We start from the raw sequence: 25,679 nt of genomic DNA, 5'->3' as shown, positions 1-25,679 counted from the left end.
CTTAGTTTCACGCGGCACAGATAAAGGCACTGTCCTTGAGCCGCGAGGTGAAAGAATCCTCTTTTACTGAATGCAATATGATGTCTAATGTTTCACACTCTGGAGGTTAGAGATGGCAAACCATCGTGGTGGTTCAGGTAATTTCGCTGAAGACCGTGAAAGAGCATCAGAAGCAGGTCGTAAAGGTGGCCAGTCTAGCGGGGGCAACTTCAAAAACGACCCTCAGCGCGCATCAGAGGCTGGTAAAAAAGGGGGTAAAAATAGCCACGGCAGCAATAAGTAGTACGCCGGGTTAACGCCCTGCCGCCGGGTTTCCCGGCGGTTTTTTTATGTCAGCTACATTGAACTGTCATCAAAGGCATCGCACACTACAGGATTAATTCTTCGTGCTGGTGTCCCATGTCCGTTTCCCGTTTTACCTTCTCCATTAAGCCTCAGGAAGCGATCCTGATTTTGATCACCATGTTCTGGGGCGGAACCTTTCTTGCCGTTCAGTACGCGGTCACGATGAGCGATCCGTTTTTCTTTGTAGGGCTGCGCTTTGCAACCGCGGCGATTGCCGTGGCGCTTATTTCGCTGAAAACCCTGCGCGGATTGACCCTGAGAGAGCTTAAGGCGGGTGTCGCCATTGGTGTGGCGATTGCCATGGGCTACAGCCTGCAAACGTGGGGGCTCCAGTCTATCTCCAGCAGTAAATCCGCCTTCATCACTGCCATGTACGTACCGCTGGTGCCGCTGTTGCAGTGGCTGTGCCTCGGCAGAATGCCGGGGCTGATGTCGTGCATTGGCATCGTGCTGGCGTTCATCGGTCTTATTTTATTAGCCGGGCCGGAAAATAATCTGCTGGCGCTGGGGCCGGGGGAGATCATCACTCTGGTGGGGGCCGTTGCCATTGCGGCAGAAATTATTCTGATTAGCGCCTGGGCAGGAAAAGTGGACGTCAAGCGGGTGACGGTGGTGCAGCTTACCACCGCGTCGCTGGTGGCGTTCGCGACGATGGTGCCAGCAGGGGAGTCCGTCCCGCCGATGTCTACCGGGCTTATCGTCGTGGCGCTGGGGCTGGGCATTTTCAGCGCCATTATCCAGGTCACCATGAACTGGGCGCAGCGCAGCGTATCCCCGACACGGGCGACGGTCATTTATACCGGTGAACCGGTGTGGGCGGGTATTTTCGGGCGACTCGCCGGGGAGCGTCTGACGCTGCTGGCGCTGGTAGGTGCGGCGTTTATTGTTCTCGGCGTGCTGGTGAGTGAGTTAAAGCTCAGAAAGCGTCGGAATGCGGTGAACGATTTAACGGCCGAATAAGCTTTTGATTGAAATAAAGGGCAGGTTTAACTACGATGTGTACGGATGAAAACCGTACACGATAAATGAAACCATGCCAGCACTCAAAAAACAGCGTATCGATCTTCGCCTGTCGGACGAAGACAAAACAATGATTGAAGAAGCGGCAGCGATGACCAACCAAACGATCACCCAGTTTATGGTGAACAGTGCGTCAGAGCGTGCTGCCGAAGTCATCGAACAGCATCGGCGTCTCGTATTAAACGAAGCCTCATGGATTGCCGTTATGGATGCCATCGACAATCCGCCAGAGCCAAATGAACGCCTGAAGCGAGCGGCGAAACGTCTTCGAAACATGGAGTGAAGCGTCGTGGCAAATCTCACGATCGAAATGTTATCAGAGGGAACCGATTACGATTTCGGCGATTTCGATTGTGGTGAACCCTCGCTAAATGCCTTCCTTACCGAGCACCTGGTACGTCAGCACGGCGGGCGTATTTTACGCGGCTACCTGCTTAAAGAACGCGACCATCCGCGTGTCCTGGGCTATTACACACTCTCGGGAAGTTGCTTTGAAAAAGCGATGCTTCCTTCAAAGACTCAGCAGCGCCGCATCCCATACAGCAACGTCCCCAGCGTGACGCTGGGGCGTCTGGCTGTCCATAAAGAACTCCAGGGAAACGAGTGGGGAACAACGCTTGTCACACACGCTATGCGCGTTGTTTATCTGGCCTCGCAGGCTGTTGGCGTCCACGGAATTTTTGTGGATGCGCTTAACGAACGGGCCAAACGATTTTATCTGAAGCTGGGGTTTATCCCGCTGGCAGGTGAAAACAGCAGTTCGCTGTTCTTCCCCACGCAATCTATAGAACGACTGTTTGAGCAGGCGTGATCGCTCTTAAGGAACATGCAGGTCGGGTAAGGCGTCGCCGTTACCCGACGTGTTGATTTCACGGATCCTGAGTCACCACGGCGCCCTGCGGCGCGGCAGCCATCCGGCGGCTCAGCAGGGCGTTGAGCAGGATCGCGCCGAAGGTCGCCGTGCCAATCCCGCCCACCGTAAACCCGCCCAGCGTCAGGGCGAAATCACCCGCCCCCAGCACCAGCGTTACCGCCACCATGATCAGGTTACCGTTCTGGCTCAGATCAACATGATTCTGCACCCAGATACGTGCCCCTGCCACGGCAATCAGACCAAATACCACAATCGAGGCGCCGCCAATCACGGGGGCCGGGATGGTGTGGATCAATGCGCCGAATTTTGGGGAAAAGCCGAGCAGCATCGCCATCACCGCCGCCGCCACGAAGACCAGCGTCGAATAGACTTTGGTCACTGCCATCACGCCGATGTTTTCCGCGTAGGTCGTCACGCCGCTGCCGCCGACCGAGCCGGATAGCATGGTCGCCAGACCGTCTCCCACAAACGCCCGCCCCATATACGGATCCATATTGCACCCGGTCATTCCCGCTACGGCTTTCAGGTGGCCCAGGTTTTCAGCCACCAGAATCACCGCGACAGGCGCGATGAGCATCATCGCCTGAGCGTTAAAGGTGGGGGAGGTCATCTGCGGCAGGCCGAACCAGGCGGCCTGGTGAATCAGTGTGAAATCAACCGGTTTGCCGAGACCGAACACGTTCGCCAGCAGCGCGTAGACCAGACAGGCCGCAATCAGCCCGACCAGGATCAGCAGCCGTTGGATCATGCCGCGCGTAAAGACCGCCACCACGCCGATGCACAGCACCGTTATCACCGCCATCCAGCTTTCAAATGGTGAGCCGGAAACGCTCTTCACCGCAATCGGCGCGAGGTTCAGGCCTATCGCCATCACCACCGCCCCGGTGACGACGGGGGGCATCATCCGCTCGATCCAGCGCGTGCCGACTTTCATCACCACCAGACCGGTCAGGGTGTAGACCAGCCCACAGGCGATAATGCCGCCGAGGGCCACGCTCAGGTTGGGGTTAATACCCTGACCGTTAAACCCGGTCGCTGCAATGACCACCCCCACGAAGGCGGCGCTGGAGCCCAGATAGCTGGGCACACGCCCGCCGGTGACAAAAAAGAACAGCAGGGTACCCATACCCGACATCAAAATGGCGAGGTTAGGATCCAGCCCCATCAGCATGGGCATCAGCACCGTCGCACCAAACATCGCGACCGCATGCTGCACGCCCATCACCATGGTCTGCCCGAGCGGGAGCCTTTCATCCGGCGCGACCACGCCTTCTTCTGTGGAGGTCGATTTCAACTGCCAGTGGGGAAGTCCGAACATGATCTGTCTCCTGAATGCGGATTAACAGGCGGGTCGCATAAGCGCGTGATAGCCGCGGTCGAACCACACCAGCCCTTGCGGCGCCGGGTGGCGTACGATGGATACAATGTCGCAAAACAGAATGTCGTGAGTGCCAACGCTCACCACCTGGCTGATACGGCAGTCGAACGAGGCCAGCGCATTTTCCAGACGCGGGCAGCCCGTGTCGCCTGTCTGCCAGCGGGCAGCGGCAAAGCGGTCCGCCATCGGCGTTTTCCCGCCAAACAGGTTGGATAAAGGCTCCTGTCCGGCACTCAGCGTGTTAACGCACAGGGTGCGGTTCTCGCTGAAAATCGGCCAGACCGACGCGCCGCGGTTCAGGCACACCAGCAGGGTAGGCGGGGAATCCGTGACGCTGCATACCGCGCTGGCGGTGAAGCCCGCCAGGCCTGCCGGGCCGTCGGTGGTAATGATATTGACCGCTGCGCCGACGCAGGCCATAGCGTCGCGAAAGGTTTGTTTATCCGGTGTCATCACGTTCGCTCCTTACGCCAGCCCGCAGGCATCGTCAAAGGCCAGACGCGGCAGGCGTCCGTACAGTTTGGTCGTATCGCCATAGCCGATGTTAATCAGCAGATTGCTTTTGAGTAGCGTGCCCGTGAAAAAGGCCGCGTCCACTTTTTCCCGGTCAAAACCCGACATCGGCCCGGTGTCCAGCCCGAGCGCGCGGCAGGCGAAAATCAGGTACGCGGCCTGCATTGAGCTGTTGCGAAAGGCGGTCTCTTCCGCCAGCGCGGGGCTTGCGGTAAACCAGCTTCTGGCATCGCCGTGCGGGAACAGTTCAGGCAGGCGCTCATAAAACTCGCTGTCCCAGGCGACAATCGCCGTGACCGGGGCAGTGAGCGTTTTCTCAAGGTTGCCGCTGGAGAGCGCCGGGCGCAGCTTCTCTTTTCCTTCCGGGCTTCGCACAAACACAATGCGCGCCGGGGAGCAGTTGGCGGATGTCGGCCCCCATTTCATCAGGTCATAAATCTCGCGCAGCGTCTCGTCACTGACCGATATATCCAGCCAGCCGTTATGGGTACGTGCGCCGGTAAACAGCGTTTCCAGCGCGGCGGGCGTGATGGCTTCGCTCATTCAAGCTCCTTACAAAGCGGGTTCTGGGCTGTGCAGCAGGCTGGCAAGCCCGTTCAGCAGCAGAGTGTTAAAGATGTCCGGCACGGTCACGTTGCAGGCATGCCCGCCCTGGCGCATGACCGTTTTGCGGGCGTGCGGGAGGGCGGCGTGCAGTTCAGCGGAGCAGACGGACGGCACCAGCAGATCGTCGGTGGAACAGATAATCTGTACGGGGCAGCGAACGCGTGCAGCGTGGCGGCTGAAATCGGCCTGCTTCAGGGCATGCAGCCTGCGCAGCAGATTGGCTTTGCCCTGAAAATGGGCCAGCGCCAGCGCCTCCTCGGCCTCAAGCCGCGGGGCGCGGGCGGCCATCCAGTCTGCCGGGTAGAGGAACAGCGGCTGTGCCTCTACCCACGCCTGCGCGCCGCCCGCATGCAGCAGGCGTTCGCGAACGTCAAAACAGCGGCGGGTATGGGCATTGAGGGTCAGCCAGCCGTTGACGCAGACCAGCGCGGTGAGGGCGTCGGGCTTATCGATGGCCAGCCGCAGGCCGACCAGCGCCCCCAGCGCGTGGCCGACCACGCAGTAACGGGCGATCCCGGCCTCGGCTAACGCCAGCGCAAGCTCGTCGGCCATGTGTGCGAGGGTGTAGTCTTCCGGCAGGGTATCCGGGTTATTCCCCGTGCCCCGCTGGTCGTAGCACACCACCTGATACTCCTGCCCCAGCACGGCGAGCTGGGGCAGCCAGTAGCTGCCGCTGCCGCCGAGCCCGGCAATCAGTACCACCACGGGCGCGCCCGCAAAGGGGGGCGGTGAAATGGACAGTTTCATGGCCGCCTCACTTCGCAATGTGCGCAACGGTGGCAATTTCAACCAGCGCTTCGGGCTTTACCAGCCCGCACTGGATGCAAAACCGCGCCGGTTTATCGCCGGGGAAAAACTCCGCGTAAATCTCGTTAATCGCGGCGTAGTTTTTCCAGTCGGTGATAAAGATGCTGTTGAAGGTCACGTCCTCCATCGTCCCACCCGCCGTTTCGATCACGGTTTTGATTGTCTCCAGCACGTGGCGGGTTTGCGCCTTTGGGTCATCGATAAACACCACGTTGTTGTCTTTATCAAACGGCAGCGTGCCCGAGACATACACCACGCCGTCGGCGAGGGTGCCGGGGACAAACGGGGCAATCGGGGTGCTGGTGCCCGGCGGAATAATCACGGATTTCGGCATAGCGGTTCTCCTCAGGCGATGCGGGCGAGCGGGGGATCCAGCGCGTCGCAGAAATCATTGACGTTACTGACCCAGCCAAAAAAGGTTTCGATATTGAACAGGGCGGCTTTCTGGGCAAAATCCGGCCCGGCCTGATGGGTGGCATCCTCCAGTACCACCCCAAAATACTCGAGGAAAAAGCCGTCGCGCAGGGTCGACTCCACGCACACGTTGGTGGCTATGCCCGTAAAGACCAGATGACGAATGCCCCGGCTGCGCAGCAGGCTGTCGAGCGGGGTATTGAAAAAGCCGCTGTAGCGCGGTTTCGGCAGCACGATATCGCCGGGTTCCGGTACCAGCTCATCCACCAGCTGATAATCCCAGCCGCCTTTCGCCAGCAGCGTGCCCTGGAGTTCGGGCCGTTGACGCATGGTTTTCAGGGCGTTGGATTTGTGAAAGTTGGGGGAACCGGGACCGCCAGCCTCGACGTACTGGTCGTCCCAGCCGTTCTGGAACCAGATGATCAGCATGCCCGCAGCACGCGCGGCGCTCACGGCGGTTTTGATGTTCTCAATCACCGGCTGCGTGGTGGAGACGTCAAACCCGGCCAGATCCAGATACCCGCCTTTACTGGCATAGGCGTTTTGCATATCCACCACGATCAGCGCGCTGCGCTGCGCGTCAAAGGTAAGGGCTTCCGGGCGAGCGTTGAGGGTCGTCATTACGCCACCTCCTTCGTCACGGCAGGGATGTGGGCGCGGCACTGCATCAGCGGCTGAATGCGCTCGCCGAAGGTTTCCACGCCGGTGAGAAAATCATCGAAGGTCAGCAGCACGCCTTCGGCGCCGGGCACGGCAGCCACTTCGTCGAGCATTCTGGCGACGCTGGCATACGAGCCAACCAGGGTGCCCATGTTGATATTGACGGCAGACGTCGGGTCGGCCATCTGGCGCACATTGGTGTCCGCGCCGGAGCGGGTATCCTTCTGGCTCTGCTCGGTAAGCCAGCTCAGCGCGTCGTCATCCGCGCCGTCCTTGTATCGTTCCCATTTGGCGCGCGCGGCGTCGTCGGTTTCGTCGGCGATCACCATAAACAGCACATAGGAGCCCACGTCGCGCCCGGTTTTGTCGGCGGCCGCTTTCATGCGTGCCGCGGTGGGCGCGAAGGCGGCCGGGGTGTTAACGCCTTTGCCGAAGCAGAAGTTGAAGTCGGCGTATTTCGCGGAAAATTCCATTCCCGCGTCGCTCTGCCCGGCGCATATCACCTTCATCGGCACCGACGGCTGCGGGCTGACGCGGCAGTCGTTCATGGTGAAGAAGTCGCCTTTGAAATCGCTTTTGCCGGTGCCCCACAGATCGCGCAGCACCTGCACATATTCAGTCAGGTAGTCGTAGCGACGGGAGAAGTAATCGTCCCCCGGCCAGATCCCCATCTGCTCGTACTCCGGCTTTTGCCAGCCGGTGACCAGGTTAACGCCAAAGCGCCCGCCGGAGATGGAGTCGATGGTGGAGGCCATCCGCGCCACGATTGCCGGGGGAAGGGTAAGGGTGGCGGCGGTGGCGTAAATCTGGATGCGCGAGGTTACCGCCGCCAGGCCCGCCATCAGGGTGAAAGACTCCAGGTTGTGGTCCCAGAATTCGGTCTTACCGCCGAAACCGCGCAGCTTGATCATCGAGAGCGCAAAGTCGAAGTGGTAGTGCTCCGCTTTCTGCACGATGGCTTTATTCAGCTCAAAGGTCGGCATGTATTGCGGGGCAGTGGTCGAGATAAGCCAGCCGTTGTTGCCGATCGGTACAAATACGCCAATTTTCATCACGAACCTCTCTTCATCTCTGTGTGGGTGAAAGTCAGACGTGGCGCTGCATCCTGCATATCCTGTTCAGCCTCGTGAAAAGGGTTTTGCAAAGGGGATGCCAGTTTTTAAAAGGGCTTTATTGTTAATGTGTTAACGCAAGGTTGGTGAATAGAGTGCAAATAAAGTGGACTAAATGGTCAAAATAGATGCACGCAAACAGGCAACGGTGCGCGATGGCGGTGCAGGGGCGGTAAGGGATTGGGGAGCGGGTCGTCCGCATTGAGCAAAAAGCAAAAGTTAGTAATCGCTCTCGTTGCTGATGAGGGCCGCACCCGTGGCAGGATAAAAGGTGTTGTTATTCAATCTATCCAGGGTACAGATTCTCCAATATAAGTGTGTGTGTGCAGCAGCGGCAAGCCACCTTAACATCCTTTATCGTGATTGAAGTATTTACCTCTTGCAGAATTCCATTCTCATCAACAAACAGACCCGGATAAAAACTGCTTTCGCCAATGCAGAATAAATCCCTTCGCTGATGCTCATGTAGCGCGACCAACCAGAATACAGGCTCGGTGGTATCAAGACGTACACATACTTCGCTGAATATTTCATTCCACGATTTGCCAATCTTTTTGATCAGAAAATAAAACAATGGTGTGTAGTCTCGGCCATGCTTCTGTCCGCCATGTATTGACTCGCGCTTGGCCAGTAGTTCATCCCCGACTCTTTTACGATTACGTTCCCAGCAATATTCAGCACCTGGATTATTAGAATGGTGCCGCGTAGTTGTGTTGACGCTGCAATACAGTTTACGAGGCTTATTCTGTTTATGAGTACGCATAATCCGATCCCGTGCATCCTTTATTCTATGAGTTAGTAACTCCTGCCGGAGCTAGATTTAATAGTTGGAGACTGCATAAAAAATTGCCGTGTTTAAAGGTAACCTCATTTTGCTGAAATACCCTCCCATTGACAACAACTAAAAGCCCGCTGCTGGCTGCGAATTCAACGGTTCGGAGCAATCACCAGCTTGGACGTTCAGGTTGTTCTGTCCAATTTCAGGTAATGGGAAATTCACCATGTAAATATATTTCACAAATCCATGTATCATGTGTATGAATTGTTTTCATGACCTGTTTCTTCTATAATTTGTGCCAGGACATAAACATCAAACATAATTTAGGTCGCAAAGATATGTATAAATGCCTCAGGTTGCCTTTTGACAAAGTAAAAATCGACAGAATGTGTGATGAGAAAGGTAACAATGCCTCATACGTAAGAATCACCTACAATGAGTTCTACTATTATTTAAGTTACTACGATCTGAGACCAGTCACACCAAATTTTAATTCCATTGAATGCATTCCCAAAAACAGCGATCTTTATATCATTGTATATAAAATATCACCTAATAGCTATAGGATATGCTGGCTAGGAGATTGCGATTGCATCGAGTTCAGAATGATGGACACTGAAAGAAATCGTGGTAAATCTGCATCTTTAGCTGTATTGCTTGGTCTGATTTTATGTACACTTTCTATAGGTGCGTATTACTCATCTAGCACTGATATATTTGTATGTTATGTCCCATTTTTATTACTAAGTTTGTTTGGTTTTATCCTGACACTCCTTAATTTTTGTCATACATACTCAGATGAATTCATTCAATTTCGAGATTTGATGCGAAAAAACCTTATGCAAGAAAAAGATTTATTTTCCTCTGTTACAAACTTATCAAAAAGTTGCCAGCATAAACAAGATTACGAGCTAAACCTAAGATTACCTAAGGAACTCAACCGAAGAATAGTTACAATAGACTCTGTATACCGGGAGAGAAGAAAAGTAACTGTATACGAGCCCAATACTGGTTCAGATTTGTCTTATAGTACAAGTTATACAAAATGCATGGTGAATATGGTTTGTGATGGAGAAAAATTTACATTTGAGTATAAGGAGGCTTCTGGTGATCCAGCTCCATTTATTGCAAAGGGCGATAAAGCCAAACTATATTGGTATGGACCGGAACACGAAGTAATTCCTAGTGATCGCGAAGATGTTACCTATGGAACACGACTTATCTGTTTACATAATATAACAACGGATAACTTTTATGAAAGTCGCATGTGTAATGAACCGGGTAATGTTTTCAAACTATCGCAGAAGGGAGGGCGGGATATTTATAACCACTACTCGCAATGTTGATTAAAAAATCATCTATCATGCGATCCCACTAGATGCACTCCCAATAAGAGCTGGATGCAGCCATCGAGCCGCACCAGCCGTCTTTTCTTCACTCTTTTAATTCTCCGCAATCACTTGGACATACAGCATTTTATATCCACTGGGACTGATAACATATCAGTTCAAAAATATCCTATATAAAACAACTGCAACTAAACAAATAAATGCTGCTAGTGAGATTTTCCCAAGACCGGACTCGTATTTTAAAACCATAAAAACCAAAAGAAGAAAAGCCAGAGCAGGCAGTCTCCATACCACAAAAAACACCGTTAATTTTGGCATCATTGATTATACATCACTGATCCTTTCATTGTAATATCTGCTTCCTCGGGATGCTCAGACTGTTCTGTCTATATCCGTCAGGGCATGGGAGGCATTTAACGACGAAACTCCCGCAGCGTTAGCGAAGACAAAAAATGAGCTACGACTTCAGCCATAATAATCCCCCATACTGCAAAACTGGGTTTTCTACCGTGGTGCTTCGTGGGCCAATTTTCTGGGATTCAGACCCGGAACGCGCCATTTCAGCAATATTTCAGACCAGTTTTGTTGTAATCTAAAGCAGTCAGCTCTCGATCTTCCAGGATAAGTATCGCCTGTGTCCTTTTCCGTGTCACCCTGACAAACAGGAAGTTCCGTCCATTTATGTAAAATAACAGCCGATACACCTTCAGAAATCACGGTAGTTGACCGGCTGCTATGAGCAGAGGAACGGAAATACAGGAAATGATGTAAGCGCTTTTCATGATACAGAGAAAGTAATTATGCCAAACGCATTAATTGACCAACGCTTTTACTGAACTGATACCACCCGTCAGACGATCCTGCCTGAATATTTGCGCAGGATCGTCTATCAGCATTGGGGAAGTATATTAGCGACTATCGCGTCTCGTGTTAAACCGCCTCTATATTGTACCCATCAGGATCAAGGATGAACGCGGCGTAATATCCAGGGTGATAATGGGGCCTGTAACCCGGCGCACCATTATCTTTTCCACCTGCCTGGAGGGCGACACGGTGGAATGCCTCAACATCCTCTTTGTTTTTTGCATTGAAGGCAAGATGCATTCGGGGTGTGGAGGGAGTTCCCTGTGTTAACCAGAACGCACCGCCAGGATCTTGCCCTTCATCGAGTTGGGCGGGACCAAAACCTACCGCCTTGCCCGGAAATTCAAGCCGGATAACATGACCAAGACTGGCAAGAACATTTGTGTAACATTACTTACTGTCTTCAAGATTTATGACGTTGAATCCGGTGTGGTCAATCATTTTTTACTCTCGTCAGCAAAGAAGAATAACAGTAAAACATTAAACCATCGGGTGAGGTTGGATTTGGTATAAGAATTGGTGATTGCGTCTGTTCTTTACCTGTGTGAAACGATCTCTCCCAGAGCTGGTATGTTTGTTCTCTATTGATTCTCGCGCTGATATTTGTAAGGTCCACTCCTGACACGATGCAGCCAGCACCGAAGGTCCGCTGTGAGCGAAAATCAGACGTTATATACACATCCCCATTATCTTGAGTATGCTCCGCTGTGACTCTGTTTCGAAAACGATGTCGCTGATGTATTGCATTCCCTGCTTTTTATAGAATCTATGAGCATGTTCGTTTTGCTCGAGAACCTCCAACCATAAAAATTTTTTTCCATCACTTCGGGCAAGATCTATGACTTTTTTAAACATTAATTGACCGTAATGCTGATTCGTTTTAGTTGGGGCAAGGTAGAGTTTGTCAAGAAGAACACCACTAATGTCTGTATTAGGGGTAGTCGCTTGCCATGTCAGCTTCGCAAAACTAATCGGCTGATCTATTTCCGCTATATACCAGCTTATGTTTTGTCATTAATATTCTGCTCAATAACAGGAAGAGAATATTCACATTCCAAATAATTATACAATCCTGATTCTGACTGCCACATATGCTTAAAGTGCGCTGGATAGATGCGATAGCCAAGCTCTTTTAGTAATACTGAATCGGCTAATGTTGCTTGTCGTATGACTAAAGGCATGGGAAAAGCCCTTACTTAACGAGAAAAAAGTGATATCAAATTTGTAATATAAGTGGGCTGTTAAGTCTACCTGTCCGTACATTTTCCTTTTTGATTTGGTGCAGCCCCGCTCCCCAAAATGTCGAGAGAAAGCAGGGCTTTTGCTATGCTATGGCAAACCAATAAGGAGAGCGAAAATGACACAAGGCGCAGTGAAAACACCCGGTAAACGTTCGCAGGCGGTGAGCGCCAAGAAACAGGCGATCCTCAGCGCCGCGCTGGAGACATTTTCGCAGTTTGGTATTCACGGTACGCGCCTTGAGCAGGTGGCGGAGCAGGCCGGGGTGTCCAAGACCAATCTGCTCTACTACTACCCGTCGAAAGAGGCGCTGTATGTGGCGGTGATGCAGCAGATCCTGGATATCTGGCTCGCACCACTTAAAGCATTTCGCGAAGAGCTGGCCCCGCTGGTGGCGATAGAGGAGTACATACGCCTGAAGCTGGAGGTATCGCGTGATTACCCGCAGGCATCAAGGCTGTTCTGCCTGGAGATGTTGCAGGGCGCGCCGCTGTTGCAGGCGGAGCTGACCGGCGATTTAAAGCAGCTGGTGGACGATAAATCGGCCATTATTGCCGGATGGGTCGCCAGCGGAAAACTGGCGCCCGTCGATCCGCATCATCTGATCTTCATGATTTGGGCCTCAACCCAGCACTACGCTGACTTCGCGGCCCAGGTCGAGGCGGTGACCGGTAAAACGCTCCAGGACGAGGCGTTTTTCCAGAGTACGCTGGATAACGTGCAGCGGATGATTATCGAAGGGATCCGTGTGCGCTAATCAGCCGGTTGGAAAGGGCAGCTTAAATTGCCCTCTTCACACTGCATCAACGAGGCCAGAAAGGCTTCGCGCTCCGCTGTTTTCTCCGTCAGGCACTGGTTGATAATCATCGGCTGAATAGTGCCACCTTCGGTTCCTGAACCCATCAATTTACAGTCTGCGTCACGCAGGGCGATCCACGCCTGCTGCGCCTTTTTCAGCAGGTCGCGCTGAGGGGCTGCCGCGCGTTTGATGGCGGCCTGGTACGTCTGGTTGAGCTTTTTATCCGCAGCCTGGTACTGCTCTGCCGCACAGGCACTGAGTTCTGTCTGGGTGGTCGCTTTGTCGCACTCGTCGGCCAGCGCGCTGGCGCTGAGCAGCAGTGCTGCGCCTGCGATAAGATATCGTTTCATACACTCCCCAATAAAATAAGGCTCCGTCTCCGGAGCCTTATTAGCACAGCGTTAGCCGATTGTCATCAGGCTGGCGTTACCGCCCGCCGCCGCGGTGTTAACGCTGAGCGAGCGCTCAACGTACAGGCGCTCCAGCAGCAGGTTGGTCTCCCCGCGGGCGAAGCCCTGCACCGAGACAATCGCGCCGCTGCGGGCCGCCACCTGCTCGCACAGTTCGCGCAGCTGGTCGGAATCACCGTGGTAGATCACCGCGTCAAACGGCTGGGTCAGCAGGGCATCGGCCTTCGCAAAGCGAATGCGGGCCGAGACCGCTTTTGGCAACTGTTTGGCGAGGTCGCGATGCAGGGCATCTTCCGGCCACAGCACCTCACAGCCCGTTGCCGTTGCGGCTGCCAGCTGCACCAGTGCATCCTCCTCGTTATCCGCCACGCACAGCACACGCTCGCGCGGCATCAGCGTCCAGGTGTTGCGCTCACCGGTTGGACCCGGCAGCAGACGCTGTGTTCCCGCCTGCGCCAGCTCGCCGTACTGCTGTGCAATCGCATGCAGCTCGGGACGATTTTCAGCCCACTTAATCAGCGCGTCCAGCGGCTGGGTCAGCACGGCTTTCACCTGCGCATCTACCGGATATTCCGCGTCCTGACGCGCCAGCGTCACGCCCAGCGCATTTTCCGGACGGTTTGCCAGCAGGCGGTACAGATAGAGCGGACCGCCCGCTTTCGGGCCGGTGCCGGAGAGACCTTCACCGCCGAACGGCTGCACGCCCACGACCGCGCCAACCATGTTGCGGTTGACGTACAGGTTGCCGACTTTAGCATTGCCGGTCACCTGGGCAATGGTTTCGTCGATACGGGTATGCACGCCAAGCGTCAGGCCGTAACCCGAAGCGTTGATCTGATCGATCAGCTCGTTGAGGTTGTTACGGTTGTAGCGCACCACGTGCAGTACCGGACCGAAGACCTCTTTTTTCAGCTCGTCGAAGCTTGCCAGCTCAATCAGCGTTGGCGGCACGAAGGTGCCGGTCTGCCACTCGCGGGCATCTTCGCTGTTCTCGCGCACCGCCTGGAACACCGGACGGCCTTTGGCACGCATGGTCTGAATGTGGTTTTCAATGTTGGCTTTGGCTTCCGCGTCGATGACCGGCCCGATGTCGGTGGTGAGACGGCCCGGGTTGCCCATGCGGCATTCCGCCATCGCACCGCGCAGCATCTTCAGCGTGTGGTCAGCCACGTCATCCTGTAAGCACAGTACGCGCAGGGCGGAACAGCGTTGGCCCGCGCTGTCGAAGGCAGAGGCCAGCACGTCAACGACGACCTGCTCGGTGAGCGCGGAGGAGTCCACGATCATGGCGTTCATGCCGCCGGTTTCAGCGATCAGCGGGGTAGGACGGCCCTGCGCATCCAGACGGGTGGCGATGTTGCGTTGTAGCAGGGAGGCCACTTCGGTAGAACCGGTAAACATCACGCCGCGTACGCGGTTATCGGAGGTCAGTTTGGCCCCGACCGTTTCACCGCGCCCTGGCAGCAGCTGCACCACGCCCGCCGGTACGCCCGCTTCCAGCAGAATGTTAATGCCCTGGGCGGCGATCAGCGGGGTCTGCTCTGCCGGTTTTGCCAGCACGCTGTTGCCTGCGGCCAGCGCCGCGGCAATCTGGCCGGTGAAGATCGCCAGCGGGAAGTTCCACGGGCTGATACACACCACCGGGCCGAGCGGACGGTGGGTTTCGTTGTCGAAATCATCGCGCACCTGACCGGCGTAGTAGTGCAGGAAGTCGACCGCCTCGCGCACTTCGGCGATGGCGTTGCTGAAGGTTTTACCCGCTTCACGCACCAGAATGCCGATAAGCTGCTGCATCTGATCTTCCATCAGCACCGCCGCGCGTTCCAGAATGGCGGCACGCTCCTGCGGCGGGGTGGCAAACCAGATTGGCGCGTTGTTCACCGCGCTCTCCAGGGCCTGCTCCACTTCCGTTTCCGTGGCTTCGCGCACGTAGCCGACGATATCCTTCGGCTCTGCCGGGTTGATCACCGGCTGCATTTCACCGTCCTCAACGGACTGCTCAAGGATCGGCCTGGCCTGCCACTTCTGCAATGCGCTGTTTAGCAGGGCAGAAGAGAGCGACGCCAGACGGTGTTCGTTGGCGAGATCCAGACCCGCCGAGTTGACGCGACCTGCACCATACAGCTCGCGCGGCAGGGCAATCTTCGGATGCGGCAGACCAATCTGGCCTTCCTGCGCCGCCATCTTCTCAACGGCCTGTACCGGATCGGCCACCAGTTCGTCCAGCGGCAGGGTGGTATCGGCGATGCGGTTAACGAAGGAGGTGTTCGCCCCGTTCTCCAGCAGACGACGCACCAGGTAGGCCAGCAGGGTTTCGTGGGTACCTACCGGGGCATAGATTCGGCACGGACGGTTCAGCTTGCCGTCGGCCACTTTACCGGTCACTTGCTCGTACAGCGGTTCACCCATGCCGTGCAGGCACTGGAACTCGTACTGGCCCGGATAGTAGTTCTGACCCGCGAGGCTGTAGATCGCCGCCAGGGTGTGGGCGTTGTGGGTGGCGAACTGAGGATAAATCAGGTTCGGCACGCCGAGCAGTTTTTTCGCGCAGGCGAGGTAAGAGACGTCGGTATAGACCTTGCGGGTATAGACCGGATAACCTTCCAGACCTTCCATCTGGGCGCGTTTGATTTCGCTGTCCCAGTAGGCGCCCTTCACCAGACGGATCATCAGGCGGCGACGGCTGCGGCTGGCCAGGTCAATCAGGTAATCAATGACGAACGGACAGCGTTTCTGGTAGGCCTGGATAACGAAACCAATCCCGTTCCAGCCCGCCAGCTCCGGCTCGAAGCACAGTTTTTCCAGCAGGTCGAGGGAGATCTCCAGACGGTCCGCCTCTTCGGCGTCGATGTTGATGCCGATGTCATACTGGCGCGCCAGCAGGGTCAGGGACTTCAGGCGCGGGTAGAGTTCTTCCATCACCCGGTCGTACTGCGCACGGCTGTAGCGCGGGTGCAGGGCGGAAAGCTTGATAGAGATGCCCGGACCTTCATAAATACCGCGACCGTTGGACGCTTTACCGATGGCGTGGATCGCCTGCTGGTAAGAGACCATGTAGGCCTGCGCGTCGGCGGCGGTCAGCGCCGCTTCACCCAGCATGTCGTAGGAGTAGCGGAAGCCTTTGTCTTCCAGCTTGCGGGCGTTCGCCAGCGCTTCGGCAATGGTTTCCCCGGTGACGAACTGCTCGCCCATCAGGCGCATCGCCATGTCCACGCCCTTGCGGATCAGCGGCTCGCCGCTCTTGCCGATGATGCGGTTCAGAGAGCGCGACAGGTTGGCTTCGTTATGGGTGGAGACCAGCTTGCCGGTAAACAGCAGGCCCCAGGTGGCGGCGTTAACGAACAGGGACGGACTGCGGCCAATGTGGGAGTGCCAGTTGCCGTTACTGATTTTGTCGCGGATCAGGGCATCGCGGGTGGCTTTATCCGGAATACGCAGCAGCGCTTCCGCCAGACACATCAGCGCCACGCCTTCCTGCGAGGAGAGGGAGAACTCCTGCAACAGACCCTGCACCATACCGGCGCGTCCGCTGGCGGTTTTCTGGTTACGCAGCTTGTCGGCGAGCTGATACGCGAGGCTGTGCGCCTGAGCGGCAACGGCTTCCGGCAGGCGCGCCTGCTCCAGGAGCATCGGCACGGCGTCGGTTTCGGCACGGCGGTAGGCGCCGGTAATGGCGGCGCGGCTGACGGACTGCGGCAGGATCTGCTCGGCAAATTCCAGGAACGGCTGGTGGTTCTCTTCAACGGCCGTCGCGGCCTCTTCGCTTTCGTTCGCTGCACCCGCCAGCAGGGCAGGCAGCTCCGGCAGACCTTCTTCACTCTCCAGTCTTTCCAGATAGTTAAAAATCGCCTGCTTGATTAACCAGTGCGGTGTGCGGTCGATGCGGGTCGCAGCGGTTTTAATCCGTTCGCGGGTAGCGTCATCCAGCTTAACCCCCATGGTGGTCATCCCCATGCCAAAACTCCTGTTGTTCTGTAATAGCGTTCTGTTGATAGCGTGAAATATCCACCATGTTGCAACTTTGTGCAACCGTGTTAAATGTGACCTGGTCTGCAAGCTGGAAAATGAATGGATTGTTAACGATTAGTTGGCTGTGAAAAAGAACGTGCGGCGGTTTCGGAGCCCAGTTTTTATGCGGTGCTTAACACTTTTTAAAGGTGCAACCCGTAAAAGCGTGAGCGAGTGCAACCTATAGGAAAGACGTATAAAACCAGGGATGAAATTCATGTAAATGCAGTGTTAAATCGTTTGTCAGTGGGATGCGTATACGGCAGGATAGCGCGCCCAACGGAAACACATACACACATCACTACGTTCCGGTGATGACATAACAAGGCAACCCGGACGGTTGTCGCTCGACATTTTGGAGAATTTGAATGGCTATTAGCACACCGATGCTGGTGACATTTCTCGTTTATATTTTTGGCATGATCCTGATAGGGTTTTTGGCATGGCGTTCCACTAAAAACTTTGACGACTACATCCTCGGCGGGCGCAGCTTAGGCCCGATGGTCACCGCACTCTCTGCGGGCGCTTCCGACATGAGCGGCTGGCTGCTGATGGGGCTGCCGGGCGCGATTTTCATCTCCGGTATCTCCGAAAGCTGGATCGCCATCGGCCTGACCGTTGGCGCGTGGATTAACTGGAAGCTGGTGGCAGGCCGTCTGCGCGTGCACACCGAAGCCAACAACAACGCCCTGACGCTGCCGGACTACTTCACCGGACGCTTTGAAGATAACAGCCGTATCCTGCGCATTATCTCCGCGGTGGTGATCCTGCTGTTCTTCACCATCTACTGTGCCTCCGGCATCGTGGCGGGCGCGCGCCTGTTCGAAAGCACCTTCGGCATGAGCTATGAAACCGCCCTGTGGGCCGGCGCCGCAGCAACCATCCTCTATACCTTCGTGGGCGGATTCCTGGCGGTAAGCTGGACCGATACCGTGCAGGCGAGCCTGATGATCTTCGCCCTGATCCTGACTCCGGTGATTGTCATTTTCACCGTCGGCGGCTTTGGCGAATCGCTGGAAGTGATCAAGCAGAAGAGCATCGAAAACGTCGATATGCTGAAAGGGTTGAACTTCGTCGCCATCGTCTCTCTGATGGGCTGGGGCCTGGGCTACTTCGGCCAGCCGCACATTCTGGCGCGCTTCATGGCGGCGGATTCTCACCACACCATCGTTCACGCGCGTCGCATCAGCATGACGTGGATGATCCTGTGTCTGGCGGGGGCGTGTGCGGTCGGCTTCTTCGGTATCGCGTACTTCAACAACAACCCGGCGCAGGCGGGCGCGGTGAACCAGAACGCCGAGCGCGTGTTCATCGAGCTGGCGCAGATCCTGTTCAACCCGTGGATTGCCGGTATTCTGCTCTCCGCGATCCTCGCGGCGGTGATGTCCACCCTGAGCTGTCAGCTGCTGGTGTGCTCCAGCGCCATCACCGAAGACCTCTACAAAGCGTTCCTGCGTAAGGGCGCGAGCCAGAAAGAGCTGGTGTGGGTAGGGCGCTTTATGGTGCTGGTGGTTGCGCTGGTGGCGATTGCGCTGGCGGCAAACCCGGAAAACCGCGTCCTGGGGCTGGTGAGCTACGCCTGGGCGGGCTTCGGTGCGGCATTTGGTCCGGTGGTGCTGTTCTCTGTACTGTGGTCACGCATGACCCGCAACGGCGCGCTGGCGGGGATGATTATCGGTGCGGTAACCGTTATCGTCTGGAAACAGTTCGCGTGGCTGGGCCTGTACGAAATCATTCCGGGCTTCATCTTCGGCAGCCTCGGTATCGTGGTGTTTAGCCTGCTGGGTAAAGCGCCGTCTGCGTCTATGCAGAAACGCTTTGCGGAGGCGGACGCGCACTATCACTCAGCGCCACCGTCTAAGCTCCAGGCTGAGTAATTTTCCCCTCACCCTAACCCTCTCCCTGGTGGGGAGAGGGGATAGTCCTTTCACCTATGTGAGTCTTCATCAATGAGAATTAAAACAGGGTTAATGGTGGCAGCATTCGTGATGCTGGCGGGCTGTAGCGCACCCGCACAGCACGCGGCGGTGGAAACCTGCAAAGCAGAAAATCAGATGCAGCAGACCACGCTTTATTTCGGCTTAAACCGTCCTGCCGGGGCGCAAATCACAGGCAACGAATGGCAGCAGTTTGTCGACCAGGACGTGACGCCACGCTTTCGCGATGGTTTAACGGTATTTGATGCGCGCGGTCAGTGGCTGGGGAATGATGGAAAAGTGGCGCGCGAGCCGAGCAAGGCATTGATGCTGATCCACGCTAAAGACGCGCAGAGTGAGAAGAATATCGAAGCGTTGCGCGGGATCTATAAGTCACGCTTCGCGCAGGAGTCGGTGATGCGGGTCGACCAGCCGGTGTGCGTGCAGTTTTAATGAAAAACGGCGGGAAACCCGCCGTTGTTGTATCGTAGGCCCGTGCAAGCGAAGCGCCGCCGGGCACAAAACTTACAGCACCAACCCCGCAAAGCTCGCCGACAGCAGGCTTACCAGCGTTGCCCCGTATACAAGGCGTAAACCAAACCGCGACACCACGTTACCCTGTTGCTCATTCAGACCTTTTATTGCCCCCGCCACAATGCCAATGGAAGCGAAGTTAGCGAACGATACCAGGAACACGGATAAAATCCCCAGCCCGCGCGGTGACATTTGATGGGCTATTTTTTGCAGCTCGATCATCGCCACAAATTCATTCGCCACCAGTTTAGTTGCCATAATGCTCCCCGCGCTTAAGGCATCGCTCAGCGGAATACCAATAAGCCACGCCAGCGGATAAAACACATAACCCAGAATCTGCTGGAAGCTCATGCCAAATATGCCGGAGAAGAGGGCGTTAATGGCGCTAATAAGGGCGATAAAGCCAATCAGCATCGCCAGAATAATCATCGCCACCTTAAAACCGGCCAGAATATACTCGCCCAGCATTTCAAAGAAGCTCTGGGATTCGTGCAGTTTTTCCAGCCTGATATCCGGCTCCGCTTCCGGGCGGGCCGGGTTAATGACCGAAAGAATAATAAAGGTGCTGAACATGTTCAGGATCAGCGCCGCGACGACAAATCTGGCGTCGAGCATAGTCATATAGGCCCCGACAATCGACAGCGAAACCGTCGACATGGCCGTGGCAGCCATCGTAAACAGACGACGCGAGGAGAGATCGCCCAGCACGCCTTTGTAGGCAATGAAGTTTTCCGACTGACCGAGGATCAGCGAACTCACCGCGTTAAAGGATTCCAGCTTGCCCATGCCGTTCAGTTTTGACAGCAGCGTCCCGATCACCCGAATAAAGATCGGCAGAATACGCCAGTGCTGAAGAATACCAATCAGCGCCGAGATAAAAATAATGGGGCAGAGCACGCCAAGGAAAATGAACGCCAGCCCTTTTTCACCCATCCCGCCAAAGACAAAATTCGTCCCTTCGGCAGCGAATTTAAGCAGCGACTCAAAGAAACCGGAAACGTATTTAATAATAAACAGGCCGCTTTCTGCGTGGAGGAAAAAGAACGCCAGCGCGATTTCGATCACGATCAGCTGTAAAACGAAACGAATACGAATTTTTCGGCGGTCGAAACTCACCAGCCAGGCGAGCGCAAGAATAATCACCAGCGCCAGCAGGAAATGGACAATTTTAAACATGGCTTATTTTCAGTTGGTTTTCGAGGCGGACATTTAGCCACAGCCCCGGTTAACCGTAAATGGGCATTTTCGTTATACCTTATAAACGTAACGGTTACTCAGGCAATTATTACTCCGCAATGCGTTTACATCTGGTCATCAAAACGCAACACATTTCGCTTGTTTTTCTTGTTGCCGTAATGATAATCACTATCACAAGAATTTACTTTTCTTTGCATCAGTTGACCGCGATAAACATTTAAGGTGTCGGCATGTTTGTTCCTTTTCTCATTATGTTACGTGAAGGCCTTGAAGCGGCCCTGATTGTTAGCCTTATCGCCAGTTATCTGAAGCGTACCCAGCGCGGACGCTGGATTGGCGTCATGTGGGTTGGGGTTTTCCTTGCTGCGGCGCTCTGCCTGGGCCTCGGTATCCTCATCAACGAAACCACCGGGGAGTTCCCGCAGAAAGAGCAGGAGCTGTTTGAAGGGATCGTCGCCGTGATTGCGGTGGTGATCCTCACCTGGATGGTGTTCTGGATGCGCAAGGTCTCCCGTAACGTGAAGGTACAGCTTGAGCAGGCGGTGGATAACGCCCTGCAAAAAGGCAACCACCACGGCTGGGCGCTGATCATGATGGTCTTTTTCGCCGTGGCGCGTGAAGGCCTGGAGTCTGTGTTCTTCCTGCTCGCGGCTTTTCAGCAGGACGTGGGCATCTGGCCGCCGCTGGGCGCGGTGCTCGGGCTGGCCACGGCGGTTGTGCTTGGCTTCCTGCTCTACTGGGGCGGCATTCGTCTTAACCTGGGCGCGTTCTTCAAGTGGACCAGCCTGTTTATTCTGCTGGTGGCCGCAGGGCTGGCGGCAGGGGCGATCCGCGCCTTCCACGAAGCGGGTCTGTGGAACCACTTCCAGGACGTGGCGTTCGATCTCAGCAACGTCCTGTCGACCCATTCACTGACCGGTACCCTGCTCGAAGGGATCTTCGGCTACCAGGAAACGCCGAGCGTCAGCGAAGTGGCGATGTACTTTATCTATCTGGTTCCGGCGCTGATCCTGTTCGCTATGCCGCCGCGTACCGGCTCGCAGGCGTCGCGCGTAGCGCCGTAAGTGCTGTTTTAGTTACAACATACTTTTAAAGGGAAGAGTCATGGCCATTCAGTTCCGTCGTAGTGCGTTATGCGCAGGCATCGCCGCGCTGTTCGTGTCTGCCTTCACCGCTCAGGCGGCAGATATTCCGCAGGTAAAAGTCACCGTCAACGATAAACAGTGCGAGCCGATGACCATCACGGTTAACAGCGGTAAAACGCAGTTTATTATTCAGAACCACAGCCAGAAGGCGCTGGAGTGGGAAATTCTGAAAGGCGTGATGGTGGTGGAAGAGCGCGAGAATATCGCGCCGGGCTTCAGCCAGAAGATGACCGCAAATCTTCAGCCCGGGGAATATGACATGACCTGCGGCCTGCTGACTAACCCGAAAGGTAAGCTGATCGTCAAAGGCGCAGCGACGGCGGACGCGGCCAAAGGCACGGCGCTGCTGAGCCTCGGCGACGCCATTACCGCCTATAAAGCCTACGTCACCAAAGAGACAGCGGACCTGGTGGCAGGCACCAAAGCCTTTACCGACGCGGTGAAAGCGGGCGACATCGAAAAAGCGAAATCCCTGTATGCGCCTACCCGTCAGCACTACGAGCGCATTGAGCCGATTGCCGAACTGTTCTCTGACCTCGATGGCAGCATTGACGCCCGTGAAGACGACTACGAGCAGAAGGCCGCCGATCCGAAATTCACCGGCTTCCACCGTCTGGAAAAAGCCCTGTTTGGCGATAACTCCACCAGTGGGATGGAGAAATACGCCGAGCAGCTCAACAGCGACGTGCTGGAGCTGCAAAAACGCATCAGCGAGCTGGCATTCCCACCGTCGAAAGTGGTGGGTGGCGCAGCGGGCCTGATTGAAGAAGTGGCCGCCAGCAAAATCAGCGGTGAAGAAGATCGTTACAGCCACACCGACCTGTGGGACTTCCAGGCGAACGTCGACGGCGCACAGAAAATTGTCGATCTGCTGAGGCCTCAGCTGCAAAAAGAGAACGGCGAGCTGCTGGCGAAAGTGGATGCCAACTTTAAGAAAGTTGACGCTATCCTGGCGAAATACCGCACCAAAGACGGGTTCGAAACCTACGACAAGCTGACCGATGCTGACCGTAACGCGCTGAAAGGCCCGATAACCACCCTGGCGGAAGATCTCTCCCTGCTGCGTGGCGTACTGGGTCTGGATTAAGCGATGAACAAGCATGACGAATACGACGTGGCGGAACCTTCCCGACGTCGGTTGTTAAAAGGGGTAGGGGCGCTGGGCGGCGCGTTTGCCCTGGCGGGAGGCTGTCCGGTGGCGCATGCGGCAAAACCGCAAAGCGCCCCTGGCACGCTCTCCCCGGATGCGCGTATGGAAACGCAGCCGTTTTATGGTGAGCACCAGGCGGGGATCCTGACGCCGCAGCAGGCCTCGATGATGCTGGTGGCTTTCGATTCGCTGGCGAGTGATAAAGCCGACCTTGAGCGTCTGTTCAGGCTGTTGACCACGCGTATTGCCTTCCTCACCGCCGGCGGTCCCGCACCGGAAACACCGAATCCGCGCCTGCCGCCGATGGATTCCGGCATCCTCGGCGCGTTTATCGCTCCCGATAATCTGACCATCACCGTGTCGGTGGGGGAATCGCTGTTTGATGATCGCTACGGACTGGCGAAGCAGAAGCCGAAAGCGCTGCAAAAAATGACGCGATTCCCGAATGATTCTCTCGACGCGGCGCTGTGCCACGGCGATCTGCTGTTGCAGATCTGCGCTAATACCCAGGATACGGTGATCCATGCCCTGCGCGATATTATCAAGCACACCCCGGATCTGCTGAGCGTGCGCTGGAAGCGGGAAGGTTTTATCTCTGACCACGCCGCGCGCAGTAAAGGGAAAGAGACGCCGGTCAACCTGCTGGGCTTCAAAGACGGCACCGCCAACCCGGACAGCAGCAATACCGCGTTGATGAAGAACGTGGTATGGGTGACGGCGGATCAGGGCGAACCGGCCTGGGCGGTCGGAGGCACCTATCAGGCGGTGCGTATCATTCAGTTCCACGTGGAGTTCTGGGACCGCACGCCGCTGAAAGAGCAGCAAACTATCTTCGGTCGCGATAAGCAAACCGGCGCACCGCTCGGCATGAAGCACGAGCACGATGAACCCAACTACGCCCGCGATCCGAACGGGGATGTCATCGCGCTGGACAGCCATATTCGCCTCGCCAATCCTCGCACCAAAGAGACGCAATCCAGCCTCATGATGCGCAGGGGCTACAGCTACTCGCTGGGGGTGACCAACTCCGGTCAGCTTGATATGGGACTGCTGTTTGTCTGCTATCAGCACGATCTGGAGAAGGGATTCCTCACCGTGCAGAAGCGGCTCAACGGCGAAGCGCTGGAGGAATATATTAAGCCCATCGGCGGCGGCTATTTCTTTGCCCTGCCCGGCGCGCGTAACGCGAACGCCTGGCTCGCTCAGGGTCTGATAGAAGCCTGATAATCGTCCCTGCGACAGTTCGCGGGGACATTATTTTTTCGAAGGACTATCTTATTGTTATATTTCTGTAATATTTCTATATAAGACTGATTTTCCATGTAGGGGCAGTCCTAAAAGTTGCATTCAGGTAAAATAAATGTTGCATTTATGATAATTCCTGATGTACTTAAGAGAAGACAGCGGTAGTTCCCGGCAGTGATGCTAACTCACTATGGAGATCGCGAATGGTTGCGTCCTGTACTGGACAAGGTAAACACATCAACCGCAGTACCCGGCGCGGAGGCTCAGACTCCGGCAGCGATTTCTTCACCACCAAATTCTCTCCTTCACCTCAAGAACCTTTTTCTACCGACGTGCATAACGGTGCGCGTAGCCGTTGTATATCGTCATCCGGTAATGCAAGCAATGGCTTACAAGGAAGCCAACCCTCTGATGTTCGTGCGCATAATCGTGCCGATGCTGGCGCGTGTGATGAATACCAACAACTCAAGGTGCTATCCATGGGAAGACAGAAAGCAGTGATCAAAGCTCGTCGTGAAGCAAAACGTGTGCTGAGACGGGATTCACGTAGCCATAAGCAGCGTGAAGAAGAATCGGTCACCTCGCTTGTGCAGATGAGCGGCGTAGAATCCATTGGCATGGCGCGGGACAGCCGCGATGCATCGCCAATTGTGGCGCGGAATGAAGCTCAGGCGCACTACCTGAATGCTATCGAGAGTAAACAGCTCATCTTTGCAACCGGGGAAGCCGGATGCGGGAAAACCTGGATCAGCGCCGCCAAAGCGGCGGAGGCGCTGATTCATAAGGACGTGGAAAGGATCATCGTTACCCGTCCGGTACTGCAAGCGGATGAAGATCTGGGCTTCCTGCCCGGCGATATTTCCGAGAAGTTTGCCCCGTACTTCAGGCCCGTCTATGACGTGCTGGTGAAGCGGTTGGGCGCTTCCTTTATGCAGTACTGCCTGCGACCAGAGATTGGCAAGGTGGAAATCGCGCCGTTCGCCTATATGCGCGGACGTACATTTGAAAATGCGGTCGTCATTCTTGACGAGGCTCAGAACGTGACCGCTGCGCAAATGAAGATGTTTTTAACGCGCCTCGGGGAGAACGTGACGGTTATCGTCAACGGCGATATTACCCAGTGTGACCTGCCGTCGGGCGTGAAGTCCGGCCTGAGCGATGCCATGTCACGTTTTGAGGAAGATGAGATGATAGGGGTGGTCCGCTTCACAAAAGAGGACTGCGTCCGCTCAGCGCTGTGCCAACGAACGCTGGAAGTGTACTCCGACTAAGATCATTTCACATTTTAAGTCATTTCTTCCCGGCGTTATGCCGGG

24 protein-coding genes are annotated in these 25,679 nt (G+C 55.6%); 12 read left to right on the top strand and 12 right to left on the bottom strand.

From position 1 onward, the window contains the following. The first annotated feature begins 112 nt into the window (after nt 1-112). The 4 genes from ACJTMZ_RS05395 (at nt 113) to ACJTMZ_RS05380 (ending at nt 2,176) form a co-directional block, all read left to right on the top strand. Nucleotides 113-283, top strand: coding sequence for a general stress protein (locus tag ACJTMZ_RS05395; protein ID WP_001273664.1), 171 nt, complete (start codon nt 113-115; stop codon nt 281-283). Between the two features lie 116 nt (nt 284-399). Beyond that, a complete protein-coding gene (locus ACJTMZ_RS05390; protein WP_015570877.1) occupies nt 400-1,305 on the top strand; it encodes a DMT family transporter in 906 nt (301 codons plus the stop codon). Nucleotides 1,306-1,378: 73 nt separating this feature from the next. Continuing rightward, a complete protein-coding gene (locus tag ACJTMZ_RS05385; protein ID WP_015570876.1) occupies nt 1,379-1,648 on the top strand; it encodes a DUF1778 domain-containing protein in 270 nt (89 codons plus the stop codon). Between the two features lie 6 nt (nt 1,649-1,654). Then, nucleotides 1,655-2,176 carry a GNAT family N-acetyltransferase gene (locus ACJTMZ_RS05380; RefSeq protein ID WP_032670168.1) on the top strand — a complete coding sequence of 174 codons (522 nt, stop codon included), beginning with the start codon at nt 1,655-1,657 and terminating at the stop codon, nt 2,174-2,176. 58 nt (nt 2,177-2,234) lie between these two features. Here the strand turns inward: ACJTMZ_RS05380 and rutG are convergent, their stop codons facing one another. From rutG to rutA, 7 genes are read right to left on the bottom strand one after another with little or no spacing between them, the layout of a single operon-like run. Beyond that, nucleotides 2,235-3,557: a pyrimidine utilization transport protein G gene (gene rutG, locus ACJTMZ_RS05375; RefSeq protein ID WP_015570874.1), complete on the bottom strand. Its 1,323-nt coding sequence runs from the start codon at nt 3,555-3,557 to the stop codon at nt 2,235-2,237. 21 nt (nt 3,558-3,578) lie between these two features. Continuing rightward, nucleotides 3,579-4,070 carry an NADH-dependent FMN reductase RutF gene (gene rutF / locus ACJTMZ_RS05370; RefSeq protein WP_015570873.1) on the bottom strand — a complete coding sequence of 164 codons (492 nt, stop codon included), beginning with the start codon at nt 4,068-4,070 and terminating at the stop codon, nt 3,579-3,581. Between the two features lie 12 nt (nt 4,071-4,082). Beyond that, entirely contained in the window at nt 4,083-4,673 is a 591-nt protein-coding gene (locus tag ACJTMZ_RS05365; protein WP_015570872.1) for a malonic semialdehyde reductase, read from the bottom strand. A gap of 9 nt (nt 4,674-4,682) precedes the next feature. Beyond that, nucleotides 4,683-5,483 (bottom strand): pyrimidine utilization protein D, encoded by an 801-nt coding sequence (gene rutD / locus ACJTMZ_RS05360; protein ID WP_015570871.1) that lies wholly within the window; start codon nt 5,481-5,483, stop codon nt 4,683-4,685. 7 nt (nt 5,484-5,490) lie between these two features. Continuing rightward, nucleotides 5,491-5,877, bottom strand: coding sequence for a pyrimidine utilization protein C (gene rutC / locus ACJTMZ_RS05355; RefSeq protein WP_015570870.1), 387 nt, complete (start codon nt 5,875-5,877; stop codon nt 5,491-5,493). 11 nt (nt 5,878-5,888) lie between these two features. After that, nucleotides 5,889-6,578, bottom strand: a complete 690-nt coding sequence (rutB, locus tag ACJTMZ_RS05350; protein ID WP_015570869.1) for a pyrimidine utilization protein B — start codon at nt 6,576-6,578, stop codon at nt 5,889-5,891. Next, entirely contained in the window at nt 6,578-7,669 is a 1,092-nt protein-coding gene (rutA, locus tag ACJTMZ_RS05345; RefSeq protein ID WP_032647939.1) for a pyrimidine utilization protein A, read from the bottom strand. Before rutA ends, rutB begins: the two co-directional genes overlap by 1 nt. A 1,443-nt stretch (nt 7,670-9,112) precedes the next feature. On the opposite strand from rutA, the gene ACJTMZ_RS05340 reads away from it, so the two are divergent. After that, the gene (locus ACJTMZ_RS05340; RefSeq protein ID WP_126340374.1) at nt 9,113-9,853 is read left to right on the top strand and encodes a hypothetical protein; all 741 of its coding nucleotides are present in this window, start codon (nt 9,113-9,115) and stop codon (nt 9,851-9,853) included. A 933-nt stretch (nt 9,854-10,786) separates the two neighbouring features. Here ACJTMZ_RS05340 and ACJTMZ_RS05335 read toward each other — a convergent pair. Both ACJTMZ_RS05335 and ACJTMZ_RS05330 read right to left on the bottom strand, forming a co-directional pair. Beyond that, nucleotides 10,787-10,960, bottom strand: a complete 174-nt coding sequence (locus ACJTMZ_RS05335) for a VOC family protein (RefSeq protein WP_015570867.1) — start codon at nt 10,958-10,960, stop codon at nt 10,787-10,789. Between the two features lie 429 nt (nt 10,961-11,389). After that, nucleotides 11,390-11,644: an N-acetyltransferase gene (locus ACJTMZ_RS05330; RefSeq protein WP_229289434.1), complete on the bottom strand. Its 255-nt coding sequence runs from the start codon at nt 11,642-11,644 to the stop codon at nt 11,390-11,392. A gap of 433 nt (nt 11,645-12,077) precedes the next feature. On the opposite strand from ACJTMZ_RS05330, the gene rutR reads away from it, so the two are divergent. Then, entirely contained in the window at nt 12,078-12,716 is a 639-nt protein-coding gene (rutR, locus tag ACJTMZ_RS05325) for an HTH-type transcriptional regulator RutR (protein ID WP_015570865.1), read from the top strand. On the opposite strand, the gene ACJTMZ_RS05320 is transcribed toward rutR, so the two are convergent. Together ACJTMZ_RS05320 and putA are read right to left on the bottom strand one after the other, a co-directional pair. Continuing rightward, the gene (locus tag ACJTMZ_RS05320; RefSeq protein WP_015570864.1) at nt 12,713-13,108 is read right to left on the bottom strand and encodes a lysozyme inhibitor LprI family protein; all 396 of its coding nucleotides are present in this window, start codon (nt 13,106-13,108) and stop codon (nt 12,713-12,715) included. The two genes, rutR and ACJTMZ_RS05320, sit on opposite strands and share 4 nt — an antisense overlap. Nucleotides 13,109-13,159: 51 nt before the next feature. Then, the gene (gene putA, locus ACJTMZ_RS05315; RefSeq protein WP_032670923.1) at nt 13,160-17,122 is read right to left on the bottom strand and encodes a trifunctional transcriptional regulator/proline dehydrogenase/L-glutamate gamma-semialdehyde dehydrogenase; all 3,963 of its coding nucleotides are present in this window, start codon (nt 17,120-17,122) and stop codon (nt 13,160-13,162) included. 422 nt (nt 17,123-17,544) lie between these two features. On the opposite strand from putA, the gene putP reads away from it, so the two are divergent. Next, nucleotides 17,545-19,053: a sodium/proline symporter PutP gene (putP, locus tag ACJTMZ_RS05310; protein WP_017384768.1), complete on the top strand. Its 1,509-nt coding sequence runs from the start codon at nt 17,545-17,547 to the stop codon at nt 19,051-19,053. A gap of 72 nt (nt 19,054-19,125) precedes the next feature. Continuing rightward, nucleotides 19,126-19,545 carry a DUF3574 domain-containing protein gene (locus tag ACJTMZ_RS05305; RefSeq protein WP_033487255.1) on the top strand — a complete coding sequence of 140 codons (420 nt, stop codon included), beginning with the start codon at nt 19,126-19,128 and terminating at the stop codon, nt 19,543-19,545. Nucleotides 19,546-19,617: 72 nt separating this feature from the next. On the opposite strand, the gene ACJTMZ_RS05300 is transcribed toward ACJTMZ_RS05305, so the two are convergent. After that, nucleotides 19,618-20,802 carry a NupC/NupG family nucleoside CNT transporter gene (locus ACJTMZ_RS05300; protein ID WP_017384766.1) on the bottom strand — a complete coding sequence of 395 codons (1,185 nt, stop codon included), beginning with the start codon at nt 20,800-20,802 and terminating at the stop codon, nt 19,618-19,620. A 251-nt stretch (nt 20,803-21,053) separates the two neighbouring features. On the opposite strand from ACJTMZ_RS05300, the gene efeU reads away from it, so the two are divergent. From efeU to phoH, 4 genes are all read left to right on the top strand, one after another. After that, the gene (efeU, locus tag ACJTMZ_RS05295; protein ID WP_023296293.1) at nt 21,054-21,887 is read left to right on the top strand and encodes an iron uptake transporter permease EfeU; all 834 of its coding nucleotides are present in this window, start codon (nt 21,054-21,056) and stop codon (nt 21,885-21,887) included. A gap of 40 nt (nt 21,888-21,927) precedes the next feature. Then, nucleotides 21,928-23,055: an iron uptake system protein EfeO gene (gene efeO, locus ACJTMZ_RS05290; RefSeq protein WP_023303411.1), complete on the top strand. Its 1,128-nt coding sequence runs from the start codon at nt 21,928-21,930 to the stop codon at nt 23,053-23,055. A 3-nt stretch (nt 23,056-23,058) separates the two neighbouring features. Next, nucleotides 23,059-24,342 carry an iron uptake transporter deferrochelatase/peroxidase subunit gene (gene efeB, locus ACJTMZ_RS05285; protein ID WP_032619947.1) on the top strand — a complete coding sequence of 428 codons (1,284 nt, stop codon included), beginning with the start codon at nt 23,059-23,061 and terminating at the stop codon, nt 24,340-24,342. 500 nt (nt 24,343-24,842) lie between these two features. Then, nucleotides 24,843-25,634, top strand: a complete 792-nt coding sequence (phoH, locus tag ACJTMZ_RS05280) for a phosphate starvation-inducible protein PhoH (RefSeq protein WP_017384762.1) — start codon at nt 24,843-24,845, stop codon at nt 25,632-25,634. Nucleotides 25,635-25,679: the final 45 nt, after the last annotated feature.

Source organism: Enterobacter sp. DN (assembly GCF_046054285.1).
GTDB classification, from domain to species: domain Bacteria; phylum Pseudomonadota; class Gammaproteobacteria; order Enterobacterales; family Enterobacteriaceae; genus Enterobacter; species Enterobacter hormaechei_C.
The sequence above is the reverse complement of the archived record's forward strand: the minus strand, read 5'-3'. Positions and strand labels throughout refer to the sequence as shown.

Excerpts from the sequence above, each read along its gene's own strand:
- rutC (WP_015570870.1), bottom strand. The coding sequence starts at position 5,877 with ATGCCGAAATCCGTGATTATTCCGCCGGGCACCAGCACCCCGATTGCC.
- ACJTMZ_RS05365 (WP_015570872.1), bottom strand. The coding sequence starts at position 4,673 with ATGAGCGAAGCCATCACGCCCGCCGCGCTGGAAACGCTGTTTACCGGC.
- rutB (WP_015570869.1), bottom strand. The coding sequence starts at position 6,578 with ATGACGACCCTCAACGCTCGCCCGGAAGCCCTTACCTTTGACGCGCAG.
- ACJTMZ_RS05385 (WP_015570876.1), top strand. The coding sequence starts at position 1,379 with ATGCCAGCACTCAAAAAACAGCGTATCGATCTTCGCCTGTCGGACGAA.
- rutF (WP_015570873.1), bottom strand. The coding sequence starts at position 4,070 with ATGACACCGGATAAACAAACCTTTCGCGACGCTATGGCCTGCGTCGGC.
- rutA (WP_032647939.1), bottom strand. The coding sequence starts at position 7,669 with ATGAAAATTGGCGTATTTGTACCGATCGGCAACAACGGCTGGCTTATC.
- putA (WP_032670923.1), bottom strand. The coding sequence starts at position 17,122 with ATGGGGATGACCACCATGGGGGTTAAGCTGGATGACGCTACCCGCGAA.
- rutD (WP_015570871.1), bottom strand. The coding sequence starts at position 5,483 with ATGAAACTGTCCATTTCACCGCCCCCCTTTGCGGGCGCGCCCGTGGTG.
- rutG (WP_015570874.1), bottom strand. The coding sequence starts at position 3,557 with ATGTTCGGACTTCCCCACTGGCAGTTGAAATCGACCTCCACAGAAGAA.
- ACJTMZ_RS05390 (WP_015570877.1), top strand. The coding sequence starts at position 400 with ATGTCCGTTTCCCGTTTTACCTTCTCCATTAAGCCTCAGGAAGCGATC.
- rutR (WP_015570865.1), top strand. The coding sequence starts at position 12,078 with ATGACACAAGGCGCAGTGAAAACACCCGGTAAACGTTCGCAGGCGGTG.
- ACJTMZ_RS05340 (WP_126340374.1), top strand. The coding sequence starts at position 9,113 with ATGATGGACACTGAAAGAAATCGTGGTAAATCTGCATCTTTAGCTGTA.
- efeB (WP_032619947.1), top strand. The coding sequence starts at position 23,059 with ATGAACAAGCATGACGAATACGACGTGGCGGAACCTTCCCGACGTCGG.
- phoH (WP_017384762.1), top strand. The coding sequence starts at position 24,843 with ATGGGAAGACAGAAAGCAGTGATCAAAGCTCGTCGTGAAGCAAAACGT.
- ACJTMZ_RS05305 (WP_033487255.1), top strand. The coding sequence starts at position 19,126 with ATGAGAATTAAAACAGGGTTAATGGTGGCAGCATTCGTGATGCTGGCG.
- efeU (WP_023296293.1), top strand. The coding sequence starts at position 21,054 with ATGTTTGTTCCTTTTCTCATTATGTTACGTGAAGGCCTTGAAGCGGCC.
- ACJTMZ_RS05300 (WP_017384766.1), bottom strand. The coding sequence starts at position 20,802 with ATGTTTAAAATTGTCCATTTCCTGCTGGCGCTGGTGATTATTCTTGCG.
- ACJTMZ_RS05320 (WP_015570864.1), bottom strand. The coding sequence starts at position 13,108 with ATGAAACGATATCTTATCGCAGGCGCAGCACTGCTGCTCAGCGCCAGC.
- ACJTMZ_RS05335 (WP_015570867.1), bottom strand. The coding sequence starts at position 10,960 with ATGCATCTTGCCTTCAATGCAAAAAACAAAGAGGATGTTGAGGCATTC.
- putP (WP_017384768.1), top strand. The coding sequence starts at position 17,545 with ATGGCTATTAGCACACCGATGCTGGTGACATTTCTCGTTTATATTTTT.
- ACJTMZ_RS05395 (WP_001273664.1), top strand. The coding sequence starts at position 113 with ATGGCAAACCATCGTGGTGGTTCAGGTAATTTCGCTGAAGACCGTGAA.
- efeO (WP_023303411.1), top strand. The coding sequence starts at position 21,928 with ATGGCCATTCAGTTCCGTCGTAGTGCGTTATGCGCAGGCATCGCCGCG.